Source organism: Streptodolium elevatio (assembly GCF_053592165.1).
Map to the genome: position 1 here is coordinate 1 of NZ_JBSFVE010000011.1, position 14,449 is coordinate 14,449.

General features: G+C 72.7%; 12 protein-coding genes and 1 pseudogene. 8 read left to right on the forward strand and 5 right to left on the reverse strand.

The genetic code is table 11. The features are described from left to right. A pseudogene (locus ACWD12_RS20550) lies at nucleotides 1–194 on the reverse strand (LLM class flavin-dependent oxidoreductase); the annotation flags it as partial. Between the two features lie 225 nt (nucleotides 195–419). Between ACWD12_RS20550 and ACWD12_RS20555 the strand changes: the two are divergent. After that, a complete protein-coding gene (locus ACWD12_RS20555) occupies nucleotides 420–1,169 on the forward strand; it encodes a TetR/AcrR family transcriptional regulator (protein ID WP_358363346.1) in 750 nt (249 codons plus the stop codon). 27 nt (nucleotides 1,170–1,196) lie between these two features. On the opposite strand, the gene ACWD12_RS20560 is transcribed toward ACWD12_RS20555, so the two are convergent. The 3 genes from ACWD12_RS20560 to ACWD12_RS20570 all read right to left on the reverse strand — a co-directional run bounded on the left by ACWD12_RS20560 (nucleotide 1,197) and on the right by ACWD12_RS20570 (nucleotide 3,907). Further along, nucleotides 1,197–2,015, reverse strand: coding sequence for a sugar phosphate isomerase/epimerase family protein (locus ACWD12_RS20560; protein ID WP_450100705.1), 819 nt, complete (start codon nucleotides 2,013–2,015; stop codon nucleotides 1,197–1,199). Between the two features lie 196 nt (nucleotides 2,016–2,211). Then, on the reverse strand, nucleotides 2,212–3,012 hold the full coding sequence (locus ACWD12_RS20565; protein ID WP_450100706.1) for a FadR/GntR family transcriptional regulator: 801 nt from the start codon (nucleotides 3,010–3,012) through the stop codon (nucleotides 2,212–2,214). Nucleotides 3,013–3,052: 40 nt separating this feature from the next. Beyond that, nucleotides 3,053–3,907 (reverse strand): hypothetical protein, encoded by an 855-nt coding sequence (locus ACWD12_RS20570; protein WP_450100707.1) that lies wholly within the window; start codon nucleotides 3,905–3,907, stop codon nucleotides 3,053–3,055. 152 nt (nucleotides 3,908–4,059) lie between these two features. On the opposite strand from ACWD12_RS20570, the gene ACWD12_RS20575 reads away from it, so the two are divergent. The 3 genes from ACWD12_RS20575 to ACWD12_RS20585 all read left to right on the forward strand — a co-directional run bounded on the left by ACWD12_RS20575 (nucleotide 4,060) and on the right by ACWD12_RS20585 (nucleotide 7,918). Continuing rightward, nucleotides 4,060–4,785, forward strand: a complete 726-nt coding sequence (locus ACWD12_RS20575) for a Crp/Fnr family transcriptional regulator (RefSeq protein WP_450100708.1) — start codon at nucleotides 4,060–4,062, stop codon at nucleotides 4,783–4,785. A 180-nt stretch (nucleotides 4,786–4,965) separates the two neighbouring features. Then, nucleotides 4,966–7,488 (forward strand): ATP-binding protein, encoded by a 2,523-nt coding sequence (locus tag ACWD12_RS20580; protein ID WP_450100709.1) that lies wholly within the window; start codon nucleotides 4,966–4,968, stop codon nucleotides 7,486–7,488. Nucleotides 7,489–7,624: 136 nt separating this feature from the next. Then, on the forward strand, nucleotides 7,625–7,918 hold the full coding sequence (locus tag ACWD12_RS20585) for a hypothetical protein (RefSeq protein ID WP_450100710.1): 294 nt from the start codon (nucleotides 7,625–7,627) through the stop codon (nucleotides 7,916–7,918). 290 nt (nucleotides 7,919–8,208) lie between these two features. On the opposite strand, the gene ACWD12_RS20590 is transcribed toward ACWD12_RS20585, so the two are convergent. After that, on the reverse strand, nucleotides 8,209–8,679 hold the full coding sequence (locus tag ACWD12_RS20590; protein WP_450100711.1) for a TIGR03667 family PPOX class F420-dependent oxidoreductase: 471 nt from the start codon (nucleotides 8,677–8,679) through the stop codon (nucleotides 8,209–8,211). 454 nt (nucleotides 8,680–9,133) lie between these two features. Between ACWD12_RS20590 and ACWD12_RS20595 the strand changes: the two genes are divergently transcribed. The 4 genes from ACWD12_RS20595 to ACWD12_RS20610 are packed head-to-tail and all read left to right on the forward strand — an operon-like array spanning nucleotide 9,134 to nucleotide 14,433. Then, a complete protein-coding gene (locus ACWD12_RS20595) occupies nucleotides 9,134–10,825 on the forward strand; it encodes an ABC transporter substrate-binding protein (protein ID WP_450100712.1) in 1,692 nt (563 codons plus the stop codon). A gap of 7 nt (nucleotides 10,826–10,832) precedes the next feature. Next, the gene (locus ACWD12_RS20600) at nucleotides 10,833–11,777 is read left to right on the forward strand and encodes an ABC transporter permease (RefSeq protein ID WP_450100713.1); all 945 of its coding nucleotides are present in this window, start codon (nucleotides 10,833–10,835) and stop codon (nucleotides 11,775–11,777) included. 11 nt (nucleotides 11,778–11,788) lie between these two features. Continuing rightward, on the forward strand, nucleotides 11,789–12,799 hold the full coding sequence (locus ACWD12_RS20605; protein WP_450100714.1) for an ABC transporter permease: 1,011 nt from the start codon (nucleotides 11,789–11,791) through the stop codon (nucleotides 12,797–12,799). Then, entirely contained in the window at nucleotides 12,796–14,433 is a 1,638-nt protein-coding gene (locus tag ACWD12_RS20610; protein ID WP_450100715.1) for a dipeptide ABC transporter ATP-binding protein, read from the forward strand. The genes ACWD12_RS20605 and ACWD12_RS20610 overlap by 4 nt, the downstream gene beginning before the upstream one ends. The last annotated feature ends 16 nt before the right edge of the window (nucleotides 14,434–14,449 follow it).

The window sequence follows — 14,449 nt, forward strand, 5'->3', positions numbered from 1 at the left end:
ATCGCGACCTCGGGGGCCGACATGTGGGAGTACTCGGTCAGGGCGTGGTGCTCACCGAACCAGACGTACTTCCAATTGTGCTTGTCGGCCTTGATCGCGAGGTCCAACTCGCGCATCAGGGACAGGTGCTCGGACGGGCGGTCGTGCGCAGCCGGTCCCGGGGTGAACCCGTTCAGAAAGATGCCGAACTCCACCGGGAGTCCTCCTCGGTCGTTCAGAAGTGTGCCTGCCGACGGTGCCGCGGCGCGGCCGCGTAAATCGGCGAACGTAATTGTGGAACCGTTACATGAATTGCCTGCGCATTCAAGATCCAGGCGAGGGCCAAACGCGGCGGCCGTGCCGTCCCCGGCCGGGCTTCGACTGCGTAACCTTGAGCCACACGGACTCGGCGCAGTACGGGGCGCGGCGAAAGGACTGGCATGACTGAGGGCGCGGACGGCACTGCCACACGGGGGCGCGGCAGACCCGCGCGCTTCTCGCGCGAGCAGATCATCGAGGCCGCGGTGGCCCTGGTCTATGCGGACCCCGGCGCGCCGCTCACCATCAAGCGCGTGGCGGAGGCGGTCGGGTCCGCGCCGATGGCGCTGTACCGGTACTTCCCGGACCGCGACGATCTGCTGCACGCGGTGGCGGACCGGGTTGCGACGGACATGCACTTCGACCCCCCCGAGGGCGCGACGTGGCAGGACAAGTTGCGCGCGTGGATGCTGACGAGCATGGAACACCTGCGCCCTTACCCGCAGTTGCTGCCGTACATCGCGTCGACGCGGCAACCCGCGTGGCTGCCCTCGTTCATCATGCTGACCAGTCTGCTGAGTCCCTTGGGGCTGGACGACGAGGACATGGCCCTGGCCATCTCGCTGGTCGGCACCACGATCGTGGGCCAGGCAATCCTGGCCACGCAGCGCGCGCCGGCCGACGAGATGGCACCCGTGATGCGCGAGGCGCTGCGCGACGCGGCGCCCGAACACCGGGCGCGCGTCGAGCCGGTGATCGACCGGCTGCCTGAGGCCATGGAGCGGTTGTACGGCCTGGTCATCGACAACACCATCGTGGCTCTGGAGGGGCTGGGCGGGGTCGCCGACGCCACCACCGGTGGCGCGGGCCGCGAGCGCAGGCCCAAGCCGGCGCCGCTCGCACCGCTCTTCACGAGTGCCGGCGCCTGGTAGCGGCGTACCCGGGACACGTGGCACAGGTCACGCCGGTGCGCGGTCCGGCCGCGCCCACAGCCGGCGGGCGGAGTCGAGGGTCGCGCGGGCGAAGTCGCCCAGGTCGGCCTGCCGCCACTGCTCGGACAGCACCTCCATGCTCACGACCCCGTCGTAGCCCTTGCCGGTGACGGCGTCGCAGAATCGCCGGAGTTCGAAGACGCCCTCGCCGGGCAGGACACGGCGGTGCATGGACTCGTGGTGGATGTCGTCCGACACCGGGGCGGGGGCGTCGGCGAACTGCACGAACCCGAAGCGGTCGAGGGGGAGGCGGGCCAGGTCGTCCCAGGTGCTCGGGCCGCGGAAGAAGTGCCAGCTCTCGACGACCAGGCGCAGGTTCGGGTGTGCCACCCGATCGAGCAGGGCGTCGGCCACCTCGATGGAGTCGACGTCGCGCGTCGGCAGGAACTCCAGGGACAGGCCCACGGATTCGCGGGCGAGCGCGGCCGCGCACTCGGCGGCATTGGTGACGATCGCGGCATCGGGCTCCCCGGTCACGACGCACAGCACCTCGCGGGGGCGCAGGACCTCGGCGGTACGCAGGATGTGGTCCAGGCTGCGCCGCGTCGCGTCGCGGTCCGCGGAGATCGAGAGCGACACCAGTTCGTAGCACGGCAGTTCGTGCTCGACCAGCAGCTTCGCGAGTTCCCGCGGCGGCAGTCCGTCGCGCTCGTGCGCCAGGACCGAGAGGAGGTCCAGGCCGATGAAGTCGTATCCGGCCGCGGCGGCGGCACGGATCTGCGCGGGCAGCGACGGCGCGAGGCCGTAGTAGGTCGAGTGGTTGAACGTGTTGAAGCTGAAGCGCATGAGGCCTCCGGGCAGGTGGCGCGGGCAAGCCGGAGGCCTGCGTACTCTTCCTGGCTATCATAGCCATGATTAAGCATCCATGTCGACGGCCGGAAGCCGAGCGCAGAGGGGGGCGGCGCGTCAGGAAGCAAGGAACGCGGCCAGGGAAGGCGGAGAGGCAGGACGGCACAAGAGGACGGGGGTGTGTGGAGGCGCCTCAGTGGGTCGGCGGGTCGGAGTCGATGGGCCGCGCGCCGTGGCCGCGCAGCGGGTACGCGTGCGCGCCCTCAAGGTGCCGCACCGCGAACCGGTAGGCGGCGCTGTCGTCGCCGTCCGCGATGAGGTCGATCAACTCCTGGTGCTCGCGAACGCCCAGCGCACGGATCTCGTCGCTCACGTCCGCCGCCGACTGCTCGGCCCAGGTCTGCTCCTGCCGCGCCCACAGCGTCTCGACCATGCCCAGCAGGATCTGCATGGTCTGGTTGCCGCAGCCGGCCACGATCGCCTCGTGGAACTCGCGGCTCAGCCTGATGTACGCCAGCGGGTCTCCGATCGCCGCCGCCATGCGTTCGTGCACCTCGCGCAGCCGCGGCAGCACCGCGGTCGTCCGGTCCGGCCGCTGGGTGCACAGCGCGACGCACACCGGTTCGAGGCGTCGCAGTGCCTGTGCCAGGTCGTCCAGCGTCACGTGCCGGGCGTGCATCACCATGCCGAACATGCGCGCGGCGTCCTGCGGCGTGGGGCTGTGGACCACCGAACCGCCGACCTTGCCGCGCCGGACGGTGATCAGCCCCTCGGTCTCCAGGATCCGGATCGCCTGGCGCAGCGTGGTGCGGCCGACGTCGAACTCGGCCATCAGCTCGTCCTGCTTGGGGATCACGTCGCCGTCGGCGAGTTCTCCGTCGAGGATCCGCCGGCGCAGCGCCGCCGCGACGACCTCGGCGATGGCGGCGTAGCGGATCGGGCCCGAGTCGCTGCTGCGTGCGTCGGTGCGGACCGTGGCGGACGGAGAGGACATGTCCGCAATCCTATCGGCCGCCCGGCTGCGGCCCCCTGCGTCACCCGCCTGACATGTGCCCGGATTCCTCCGGCCGCGGCTGCGGCCCGGTGACGTGGATGTGCTGGGTGCCGTACTGCGTCGCGTGGACGACGCCGTTTCCCGAGGCCATGTTGATCATCTGAGCGCCGCCGGGGACCCGCGCCGCTTCCCGGTCCGGCAGCCGGGGCGGGGGCGATGCGACACCCGGCACGTGCAGCCATGCGTCGGTGGCGCACTCCTTCGCCGCGACCGCCACCTTGTGGAAGGTGTCGGGGTCGACGCCGGGGTAGCCGTGGCATACCGTCTCGTCGTGGTAGTGCCGGGAGATGAGCAAGGCGACGGGGACGTGCGCCGGGGCCTCGGCAAGTGCGGTACGGGCGGGAGCGGCGTCCAGCAGCCGGGCGAGCAGTTCCAGCGTCCGCCCGGCGACTTCGCCGCCCGGGCCGAGCCAGACATCGCCGGCGTGCAGGGCCATGCGCACCCGGATCCGCGTGAGCGGGCCGGCGAGGCGGTTGTGGGCCTGCAGTCGGGCGGACAGCTCCGGCACGAGCGGGTGGATCAGCCGGACCTTGGGCGTACCCGCGGGCGTCGTCACGCGCAGGCCGTCGCCGAGGTCGTGGCGCAGGCAGCGGTCCCAGGCGATGCCGCTGCGCTCGACTGCTTCGCGCAACGCGGTGCGCAGTGCCTGACGGATCGTCAGGAGTGCCGCGTCGCCGCGTCCCGCCGACTTTTCGATGTCGACGGCGAGCGCGGCGCGGTACTCCTGGTCCCGGTACTCAAGGTCCCCGTACTCAAGGTCCCCGTACTCAAGGTCCCGATACTCCGGGTCTCGGTACTCCAGGTCTCGGGACCGGAACTGCGGCTCCTGTGTCATACGGCACTCCTGGGGACGCGGCGCGGCCGGTGCCCGTCCGGAGCGGCTCGTGGGCGCCGACGCCTCCGGAGGGCTGCCATGACCGTACGCCATCGCGCGGAACGGCCGTGTGACACCGGGAGTTCGGGCCGGCGCGCATACGATCAGGAGTCATGGACGCTGCGCGCGGGGACGGTGAGCCCGGCACAGGTCGGCCTCCGCATGCGGGCGAGTGGCCTCGACAGAGCCTGCTGGGCGGACTCGCCCCGCACGCGCGGGCGCAACTGCTCGCGCTCGGCGTACAGGTGCGCTATCCCGCCGACCGCGTGCTGATGCGCGAGGCGGACGCGACCGATTTCGTCCTGGTCCTGCTCGACGGAGTGGTGAAAGTGACCGGGCGTACGCACGACAACCGCGACGCCCTGCTGGCCGTCCGCATGGGCGGCGACCTCGTCGGCGAGTTCGCCGCGCTGGACGGCGGCACGCGTTCGGCGACCGTCACCGCCTGCGGCCCGGTCGTCGCCCGCTCGGCGACGCGCACCCAGTTCCTGGCGTGCCTGCGCGGCGATCCGCACATCGCGCAGGGGTTGAACGCGTCCGTGGTCGCAAAATTGCGTACCGCGACCGCATCTCGCATCGATTTCACCGGCTGCGACGTCGCGACCCGGCTCGCCCGCGTGCTGCACCAGATCGCGGTCAGGTACGGCGAACCCGACGGCCCCGGAGCGGTCATCCGTTGGCCGATCACGCAGCCGGAGCTCGCCGCCCTCGCGGGAGCGGCGGAGCCGAGTGTGCACAAAGCGCTGCGGAGACTGCGCGAGTCGGGCGTCCTGTCCACCGGCTACCGGGTCATCAGAATCGACGACTTGGCCGAGTTGCACCGGATTGCCTTCGCCTGAACGGTCGTTCCCCGCGCCGGATCGGCCGATGCCGCTCGCCGCCGGGCGGAAACCGAACGGCCGGTGCGCGCGAATCCCGTACTTTGACGGCTTCTTGCGGCGGACGGATGGCTAGCCTGAACACCCGCCGCCGACCGTGGGGCGGTGATCGAACAGGCGGTCCGGGACACGAGGGGGAGCATGGAACGCGCGGACGAGGGCGTCGGTGCCGGCAACCGCATCGACATCCGCGGCAACGCTTCCGGCGCGGTGATCGCGGGGAACCACAACGTCGTCATCGACGCGCAGCAGGGCGCGGTCGTCAACCTGGTGACGCGGGGCGACCAGCCGCGCCCGGTCCGCCGGGAGCGGATCGAACTGCTGCCGCGCGTCCAGGCGGCGCCGCTCGGCCGGAGCGCCGAACTCGCCCTGCTGGCCGACGCGGTGCGGTCCGGCGGCCCGGTCCAGATCTGGGGACCGCCGGGGATCGGCAAGAGCTCCATCCTGCGGCATGCGGCCGGTACGTTCTCCCCGGGCGCCGACGGCACGGTCTTTCTCTCCGCGGCCCACCGTGACCCCGCCGACCTCGCCCAGGAGATCTTCGAAGCCTGCTACGAGGCGCCGGGCTACGCCCCGTCGATCCCCGAACTCCGGCGTCTGATGGCCGGGTTGCGGGTGCGCGTGTACGTCGACAACGTGGATCTTCCCGAGGAGCAGCTCCGCGACCTGATGGACGCCGCGCCGTCGGCGACCTTCGTTCTCGCGGGGCGCGAACGATCTCTGCCGGCGGAAGGGGTCACGGTCGAGGTTCGGGGGCTCGACCGGGCCGCCGCCACCGAGTTGCTGGCACGCGAACTGGGCGGCATCGTCTGGGAGAACACCGGGGCCGCCGCGGACCTTTGGCAGGCCGCCGACGGCCGGCCGCGGTTGCTGCTCCGTGCCGCCGCGCTCGCCCGGACGGACGGGTCGGCCGGGGCCGCGCTGCCCCGGCCCACCGCGGTCGCGGAAGTTCTCGCGCTGCTGCTCGACCGGCTCGACGTCCATGAGACGAACGTCCTGCGGCTGCTGGCCTCCATGGGCGACGCCGAGTTGGCCGCCGAGCACGTGGGAGCGCTGGTGGGCGTCGCCGACCCCGCGGCGTTGTGCGCGCGTCTGGCGGCTCTGGGGCTCGCGGGGGAAGGCGAGCGGGGGTTCCGGGCGGTGCCGGACGTCGCGGCGGCGACTCGGGGACGCCACCCCGACCCGTTCCCCGCGGACCCGCTGTGCGCGTACTTCACCGACTGGCTGTCCCGGCCCAGCACCACTGCCGCTCAAGTCGCGGACCAGGCACGGGTGCTGGAGGTCGCGGCGGCACTTGCCGAGGACGCCGGGCAACCGGCCGTGGCGGTCGCGATGTTGCGGGCCGCTTCGCCGGCCGCCGCCAGGTCGCTGCGGTTCGGGGTGTGGGGCCGATTGCTCGGTCGCGGGTGGAGTGCGGCCCGGCGGGCGGGGGACCCGCGGGCGGCGGCCTACTTCACCCACCAGGAGGGCATTCGCAGTCTCCTGACCGGACGGCGTGTCGTGTCCGCGGTCCTGTTGGCCGAAGCCGCGGTCATTTGGCGGCAGTTGGGGGAGGGCGGTACGGACGGGGGAGCGGCGGGGGGCTTGGGGGGACCAGAGGGACCGGGGGTGCCGCAGACGGTGCCCTCGGACGGGCCGGGCCTCGCGGAGGGGGCTTCGCCGGCGGGGCCCGGAGGCGACGGATTCCCGGGTGCGGACGGTCTCGGATCGGGGGCGGACTCGGGGATCGTGTCGGGCTTCGACCCCGGCGCGTCGTCCGACCAGGCGGTGTCGCACATGGCGGAACTCGCCCGGAGCACGTCGCTGCCGGGTGCGGACTTCCCCGGGGCGGTCACCTCGGGGGCCGGCATGACGCCGCCGCCCGGTGTGCCGCCGGCGGCGACCCCCGGTCCCGCGGCGTCAGGCCCCACGCCGTCGGGCTCGGCGCCCCCCGGCGCGGACTCCGGCGGCTCGGCCGTCCCCGGACCGCCGTCGCCAGGCCCGGCCGATCCGGGCGCGGCGTGGTCCTTCCCGCCGGGCGGGGGACAGGGTGCCGGAGCCGCGTCAGGCGGGGCCGCGCAGGGGGCGGCGGCCGGGGGCGCCGCGACGGGCGCCAAGGCGGGATCCTCGCTGACCGGTATCCTGGTCGGCCTCGCCGTCGTCGGGGCCGTCGTCGCCACGGCCGTGACGGTCAACGCCCAGAAGGACGACGACTCGGACGACCGCTCGTCGAGCGCGTCGGTGCTCGACCTCTCCACGACCGACACCGGGGCGCCCTCGCCGACCGGTGCCGGGTCGACGACCCGCGCCACGCCGACCCGTTCCGCGTCCCCGACGGCGAACACCGGCCTTGCCGGGCAATGGCGGGACACCCAGGGCAACTTGTACGTCTTCGTCGCGTCGGGGCCGGGCAGCTTCGCCTGGCGGGGCACCAATCCGTGTGGCGAGGTGATCAGCGTGACGATGACCGGAAGCAACGGCACCTACACGGGCTCGCAGCCGCTGTACGACCTGGACAGCGGCTCGTGCGACACGACGCTCGGCACCATCGAGACGACCGTCACCGTCGCCCGCGACGGCGCGACCGCCCGGCTGGTGGGCGAAGTCCCCGCGCTGGACGCGAACGACCAACTCCAGGCCTGTCCCGCCTGCGGGACACAGAGCCTGACCCGGGTGTCGAGGTAGCGTCCGCCGCCGCCCCCTCGACCCGTCCCGACCGACCCCCAACGACCCCCGATTCGTCCCCGCCGCGCCGGTCCCCGTCGGCGCAGTTGTCGAATATCGTGTCCCCGCTGGTGACTTCCGACGGCAGGGGAACCTCATGGCATCCGGGTCAGGCGACCGGTTCGTGGTCCGGATCGGCGGGGACGCCACGGCCCCGCTGATCGTGGGCAGCGGAAACCACGTGGAAATCCGGCAGGCCGCCCCCGACGCGGCGGCGCGGTCGACATCCGAAGTGGACCCGGCCGTGGACCCGGACGCCGGCCCGCCGTCGGGGGCCGCGCCCGCCCAGGCGAACACCGCGAACGACCACGGCACCGTCTACACCGTGATGGAGGGCGAAATGCACATCCATTACGACGGCCCGCGGGCCGCAGAGGACGACGCCCGCTAGGTCGTGTCTTCAAGTTCCCGCCGGGCTCGCGAACCGTGGCACGCTCCGGGCCTGCGCCGGGCCCGGCGGCCCTCCTTCGCTCGCCCACGTCCCTACGTCACGGACTCTGCCGCCGGGCCTTGACGGCCCTCCCAAGCCGAACCCGGGCCGAGGGCGGGCCCGCGCCTTGCTTGGGAGGGCCGCCAGGCCGGGCGTGTACGCACCACGGCCCGCGGGCTGGCCGACGCGAAAGTGAAGACACCCCTACCCCGCGGGCGGGCGGCCCGGTACGGCGCGGGACGGCCCGGCGGTCAGATCAGCACCTTCGCGGGGGTGATGACCAGCGGCGCGGAGAACATCTCGCCGAACCGCTCGGGGGTGTCGAACATCGCCCCCATGCGCTCGATGTACTTGGCCAGGTACGCGGGCTCAAGGTGCGCGGCCGGCACTTCCGCGTCGTGCCGCGCGGTCCCCTCGATGCGCACGATGTTGCGGCCGATGTCGGTGACGTCCAGCGTCAGGCTCACGCGCGGGTTCGCGGCGAGGTTGCGGAGCTTCGCCTTGCCCGGACGGCTGTAGACCAGGATCGTCTCGTCGTCGCGGAACAGGAACCACACCGGCACACTCACCGGCTGCCCGTCCGGCCGGACGCTCGTCAGCCACGCGATGAGGTTCCGGGCGAGTCGGGACTCGACCCGCTCGCGGTCGGGCGCATCGAGGTGCGAGGTGATTCTCATGGGGGCCCTCTCCGCGGCGTCGGTGATCTTGCCGGGATCGTACATGCCGTCCTCCCGCGCGCCAGGGCTGCGGAAGCCCGGGCGCGGCGTCCGCCGCGGGGCACGACACAAAGAGTTCATACCGGTGCATCAACTACCGCGGTGACCAGGCTTGTTCGCGGCGCACGCGACTTCTAGGCTCCTGCGGGTACGCATCTGCTCCCGGAGCCAAGCCGGCCGGGCAGGGCGGGCCACAACGGCAAGGAGCACCATGCAACCGCTGTGCAGCCGCAGGCACATCGACCTCGGGCGCGTCCACAGCGCGGGCTGTCGCATCAGCTGACGCCGCGACCCGGTCGGACGCCGCCGTGCGTCCACCGCGCCGTTTCGCCGGTGCCGTGCCCGGCACCCGACTCTGTTCCCGCCTCCAGCACGCCGCCGCACATTCCGGCCTGCCGCGCGCCCCGATCGCGCGGCCCGCCGGCGTCGCGTGCCGCCTTGACGCCCTCAGGAGAACCCCGTGCCCGCATCGCGCCGCACCGCCGGCCGCACCGTCGCAACCCCCGGCCGGACCGGTGCCGCCGTCCGCCGTCCCGGCGGACGCATCCGCCGCCCTGCCCTTCTTCCCGCCGCCGCGGTCGCACTCGCCCTGACCGCGTCCGCGTGCTCGGGGACGGACGGGACCACGGCGGCCGCCGCGGACGCGGGTCCGCCGCGCGCGGGCGGCACCCTGACGCTTGCCCTCGCCGTCGACCCGACCTGCCTCGACCCCCAGCAGTACGGCCTCAACGCGAGCCTCAACGTGGGCCGTCAGCTCGTCGACTCGCTGACCGACCAGGACCCGGCGACCGGCGAGATCAAACCGTGGCTCGCGCAGTCCTGGGAGGTGAACCCCGAGGCCACGCAGTTCACGTTCCACCTGCGGCCCGGCGTGACGTTCAGCGACGGGACGCCGGTCGACGCGACCGCGGTCAAGGCGAACCTCGACGGGGTGGTGGCCCTCGGCGCCAAGGCCCAGATCGCGGGCGTCTACCTCACCGGCTACACCGGGTCCACCGTCGTCGACCCGACCACCGTGCGGGTCGAATTCGGCACGCCCAGCGCGCAGTTCCTCCAGGCCACCTCGACGGTCTCGCTCGGTCTGCTGGCACCGGCGACGCTCGCCCGGTCCGCCGACGAACGGTGCCAGGGGGCGCTGGTGGGCTCCGGGCCGTTCGTCTTCGGCTCGTACAAACAGAACCAGAGCGTCGAGATCACCCGGCGTGCCGGGTACAACTGGGGCTCGTCGCTCTGGCACAAGGAAGGGGAGGCGCACCTCGACAAGGTCGTCTACAAGATCATCCCTGAATCGGGGGTACGCGCCGGCGCGCTGGAGTCCGGCCAGGTGGACGCGATCAGCGACATCCAGCCGCAGGACGAGGGACGCTTCGAGGGCGGCGCGTACACCGTCGTCACGCGCCCCAACCCCGGTGTCGTCTTCGGTCTGTTCCCCAACGTCGTGCGCCCCGGCCTCGACGACGACGCGGTGCGACAGGCCGTGCAAAAGGCGGTCGACCGGCCCGAGTTGACGCAGACCGTGCTGAGCCCGCGGTACAAGCCGGCCACCAGTCCGCTCGCCGCGGTCACGCCCGGCTACGTCGACCAGGGCGCGGCACTCGGGTACGACCCCGAAGGCGCCAAGCGGATCCTGGACGCCGCCGGGTGGCTGCCGGGATCGGACGGCATCCGCGCCAAGAACGGCCGCAAGCTCAGCTTCGACGTGGTCTTCGCACCGGCCTTCAATGCCAGTCAGTCCGTCCTCGAACTCGTCCAGCAGCAACTGAAGAAGGTCGGGGTCGACCTGCGCCTTCGCAAGCTGACCCCGGGGGAGACCAACACCGTCCTGGCCGGCGGCGACTTCGACTTCAGCTACCTGAACCTGACCCGGTCCGACCCGGACGTGCTCCGCGTGGTGTTCTCGACCAAGAGCGCCAACCGCGGCCACCTGCCCGTCGGCCCCCTCGACACCGCGCTGGACCAGCAGTCCCGCCTCAACGACCAGGGGCTCCGGTACGCCCAGGTCGCCGAGGCACAGCGGGTGATCGTCGAACGCGGTTACGCCATACCGCTGTTCGAACTCGCGCAGGTGCACGGCCTCGCCGCGAAGGTGCAGGGAGTCACCCTCGACGCGTCCTCGCGGCTGAGCCTGCACGACGCCTGGCTGAAGGGCTGACGGGCGTATGGCGCGCTACCTCGTCCGCCGGCTCCTCCAGGCGCTGTTCGTGTTGTGGGCGGCGTTCACGCTGTCTTACTTCGTGCTCTTCGCACTCCCCAGCGACCCGGTCGGCATCAAGCTCGGCGGGATCGACTCGACCGCGACACCCCAGGAAATCGCGGCCGTACGCGACGAGTACGGCATCGGCGACCCCGTTCTGCTCCAGTACGCGAAGGCCCTGCGCAACGCCGTGACCGGCGACTTCGGCCACTCGGTCCAGACCGGTGGCGAGGTGCGCGGCATGATCGCCGACGCGCTCCCCGAAACACTCGAACTCACCGGCTTGGCCCTGCTCCTGACCCTGGTGTTCGGCGTCGGCCTGGCCCTCGCGGCGACGTACGCCCGCAATCGGTGGCTGCGGCAATTCCTGCTCTCCCTGCCGGCGTTGGGCATATCGATGCCGGTCTTCTGGGTGGGGCTGCTGCTCATCCAGGTGGTGTCGTTCCAGTGGCGGGCGCTGCCCGCGCTGGGCAACGAAGGGTTCGACAGCCTCATCCTGCCCGCGATCACCATGGCCCTACCCGCGTCCGCGTTCATCGCCCAGATCCTCGCGAAGAGCATGACCACCGCACTCGCGTCTCCCTACATCGACACCGCGCGGGCGAAAGGCGCGAGCCGCGCCCGCATCCACATCCACCACGCGCTGCGCAACGCCGCGCTGCCCGCACTGACCGTGTTCGGCGTGCTCGCGGGGAACCTGCTCACCGAATCGGTGGTGGTCGAGACGGTGTTCTCGCGGGCCGGCCTCGGCCGGGTGACCGCCTTTGCGGTCGACACCCAGGACGTGCCGGTCGTGCAGGGCGTCGTGGTGTTGTCCGCCCTGGTCTTCGTGCTGGTCAGCCTGCTCGTCGACCTGCTGTATCCGCTGCTGGACCCGCGCATCGCCACCGTGCCCGCGCGACGGGTCTGAGGGAGGAACCCATGTCGGAAACCCTCGACCCGCCGCGCACCGCGGAAGCGGCCGACGGTGACGGTGCGCACGGCGCCACCCCGGCGGACCGATCCGGAACCGAGAGAATCGCCGCCGCCGCGACGACCGATCAGCCGTGGCCTGCCCGCGGGAAGGACGCCGTCGTACCGCCGCGGTCCGCCCGACTTCGCGGGCGGGCCCTGGGGTGCGGGACCTTCCTGCGGCACCGGCCCGGGCTCGCGGTGTCCCTCGTGTTCGTCGCCTTTGTGCTGCTCGCCGCGGTGGCTCCCGGCATCGTCGCCCCCGGCGACCCGCTGACCGGCGAACCGGCCGACAAACTGCAAGGCCCGGGCGCGGAACACCTGTTCGGTACCGACCAGCTCGGCCGGGACGTGTTCACGCGCGTCGTCCACGGCACGTCCCTGTCGCTGCACGCCACCGCGCTGGCGGTGGTCGTCGCCCTGGTGCTCGGCACGTCCCTCGGCCTCGCCGCCGGCTTCGTCGGCGGAGTCGTCGACGACGCCGTGATGCGTCTCGTGGACGTGCTCCAGGCCATCCCGCGGCTCCTGCTCTCGCTCGCCGTCATCACCGCGCTCGGCTTCGGCACCACCAAGGTCGCCTTCGCGGTCGGGCTGGCCAGCGCCGCGGGGTTCGCGCGCGTGATGCGCGCGGAAGTGCTCCGCGTACGGTCCGCCGGCTACGTGGAGGCGGCGCACGCCTGCGGGGTGCGCCCCACGGGTGTGCTGCTGCGGCACATCCTGCCCAACTCCTGGGGGCCCGTCCTCGTGATGGCCGCCCTCGAATTCGGTGTGGCCATCCTCGCCGTGTCGTCCCTCAGCTTCCTCGGCTTCGGCGCCACCCCGCCGACCCCCGAATGGGGATCCCTGGTCTCCGAGGGCCGCAACTACGTCGCCACCGCCTGGTGGCTCACCGCCTTCCCCGGCCTGGTGATCGCCGCGACGGTACTCGCCGCCAACCGCATCTCCCGGGCCCTCGACACCGAACGAGGAGACGACCGATGACGCTGCTGGAGATCAGCGGACTCGAAGTCGCGTACCAGGGACGTCACTCCGCGCCGCGAACCGTTGTGCACGGCGTGGACATGACCGTCGGTCCGGGCGAAGTCGTGGCAGTGGTGGGGGAGTCCGGGTCCGGCAAGAGCACCACCGCACACGCCGTACTCGGCCTGCTGCCGGGGGCCGGGCGGGTCACCGGCGGACGGGTGCTGTTCGAGGGGCGCGACCTCCTGACGCTCCCCGAGCGAGACATGCGCGAAGTCCGGGGCGCGGGAATCGGGTTCGTTCCGCAGGACCCGGCCGTGTCGCTCAACCCGGTGCGCCGGGTCGGGGACCAGGTCGCCGAGGCGCTGCTCGTGCACAAGGCCGCGGACGCCCGGACCGCCCGCGCCAACGCGGTACGCCTCCTCGGCGAAGCGGGCCTGCCCGCTCCGGACATCCGCGCCCGGCAGTACCCGCACGAACTGTCCGGCGGAATGCGGCAGCGGGTGCTCATCGCGATCGCCCTCGCGTGCCGCCCCCGGCTGGTGGTCGCCGACGAGCCCACCAGCGCACTCGACGTGACCGTGCAGAAGGGGATCCTCGACCACCTCGGCACGCTCACGCGCGAACACGGCATCGCCGTCCTGCTGATCACCCACGACCTGGGGCTGGCGGCCGACCGGGCGCAGCGGGTCGTGGTCATGTCCCAGGGACGAGTCGTCGAGTCGGGCCCCGCCGACCAGGTGCTGCGGCGACCCGAACACCCTTACACCCAGACGCTCGTCGCCGCGGCCCCGGGCCTCGAAGACGGCCTCGGCCCCGAGCCGCCGACCGAATCCGGCGCCGCGGACCGCCGCATCGTCGCCGTCCAAGGCCTCGGCAAGGACTACCCGCTGCCGGACGGTTCGACCCTGCGGGCCGTCGACGACGTCGGGTTCCACATCGACAGGGGCGAGACGTACGCGCTGGTCGGCGAGTCGGGATCGGGCAAGTCGACCACCGCCAGGCTGGTCCTCGGGCTGGAGAGCGCGACCCGGGGCACGGCCGAGGTGGCCGGCGCCGACGTCACCCGCCTCGCCCGGAGCCGCGCGGGCCGCGCCGAACTCCGCCGCCTGCGCCGCCGCATGCAGGTCGTGCACCAGAACCCGTACGCATCGCTCGATCCGCGGCTGACCGTCGCGCAGATCGTCACCGAACCCCTGCGGGCGTTCGGCATCGGCGACCGCGCGGCCCGCCGGGACCGCGCCGCCACGCTCATGGACCAGGTCGCCTTGGCCCCCGACGTCCTCGACCGCCGCCCGGCCGAACTGTCCGGCGGCATGCGCCAACGCGTCGCGATCGCCCGCGCCCTCGCGCCCGGCCCGGACCTGCTCGTCTGCGACGAACCGACCTCCGCGCTCGACGTGTCCGTGCAGGCGCAACTGCTCGAACTGCTCACCGACATCCAGCACGAGCTGGGGCTCGCCCTGCTGTTCATCTCGCACGACCTGGCCGTGGTGCGCCGGGTGGCGCATCGGGTCGGGGTGATGCGGCAGGGCCGCCTCGTCGAGTCCGGGACCGCGGACGAGGTCCTGCGCTCGCCGCGGCACGCGTACACGCGGGACCTCATCGCCGCGGTGCCCGGCGGGGCCCGAACCGCGCTGCGGCCCCGAACCTGAGCCAGGGTCCGCATCG

Coding starts and splice junctions, on each gene's coding strand:
- ACWD12_RS20555 (WP_358363346.1), top strand. CDS start 420: ATGACTGAGGGCGCGGACGGCACTGCCACACGGGGGCGCGGCAGACCC.
- ACWD12_RS20560 (WP_450100705.1), bottom strand. CDS start 2,015: ATGCGCTTCAGCTTCAACACGTTCAACCACTCGACCTACTACGGCCTC.
- ACWD12_RS20565 (WP_450100706.1), bottom strand. CDS start 3,012: ATGTCCTCTCCGTCCGCCACGGTCCGCACCGACGCACGCAGCAGCGAC.
- ACWD12_RS20570 (WP_450100707.1), bottom strand. CDS start 3,907: ATGACACAGGAGCCGCAGTTCCGGTCCCGAGACCTGGAGTACCGAGAC.
- ACWD12_RS20575 (WP_450100708.1), top strand. CDS start 4,060: ATGGACGCTGCGCGCGGGGACGGTGAGCCCGGCACAGGTCGGCCTCCG.
- ACWD12_RS20580 (WP_450100709.1), top strand. CDS start 4,966: ATGGAACGCGCGGACGAGGGCGTCGGTGCCGGCAACCGCATCGACATC.
- ACWD12_RS20585 (WP_450100710.1), top strand. CDS start 7,625: ATGGCATCCGGGTCAGGCGACCGGTTCGTGGTCCGGATCGGCGGGGAC.
- ACWD12_RS20590 (WP_450100711.1), bottom strand. CDS start 8,679: ATGTACGATCCCGGCAAGATCACCGACGCCGCGGAGAGGGCCCCCATG.
- ACWD12_RS20600 (WP_450100713.1), top strand. CDS start 10,833: ATGGCGCGCTACCTCGTCCGCCGGCTCCTCCAGGCGCTGTTCGTGTTG.
- ACWD12_RS20605 (WP_450100714.1), top strand. CDS start 11,789: ATGTCGGAAACCCTCGACCCGCCGCGCACCGCGGAAGCGGCCGACGGT.
- ACWD12_RS20610 (WP_450100715.1), top strand. CDS start 12,796: ATGACGCTGCTGGAGATCAGCGGACTCGAAGTCGCGTACCAGGGACGT.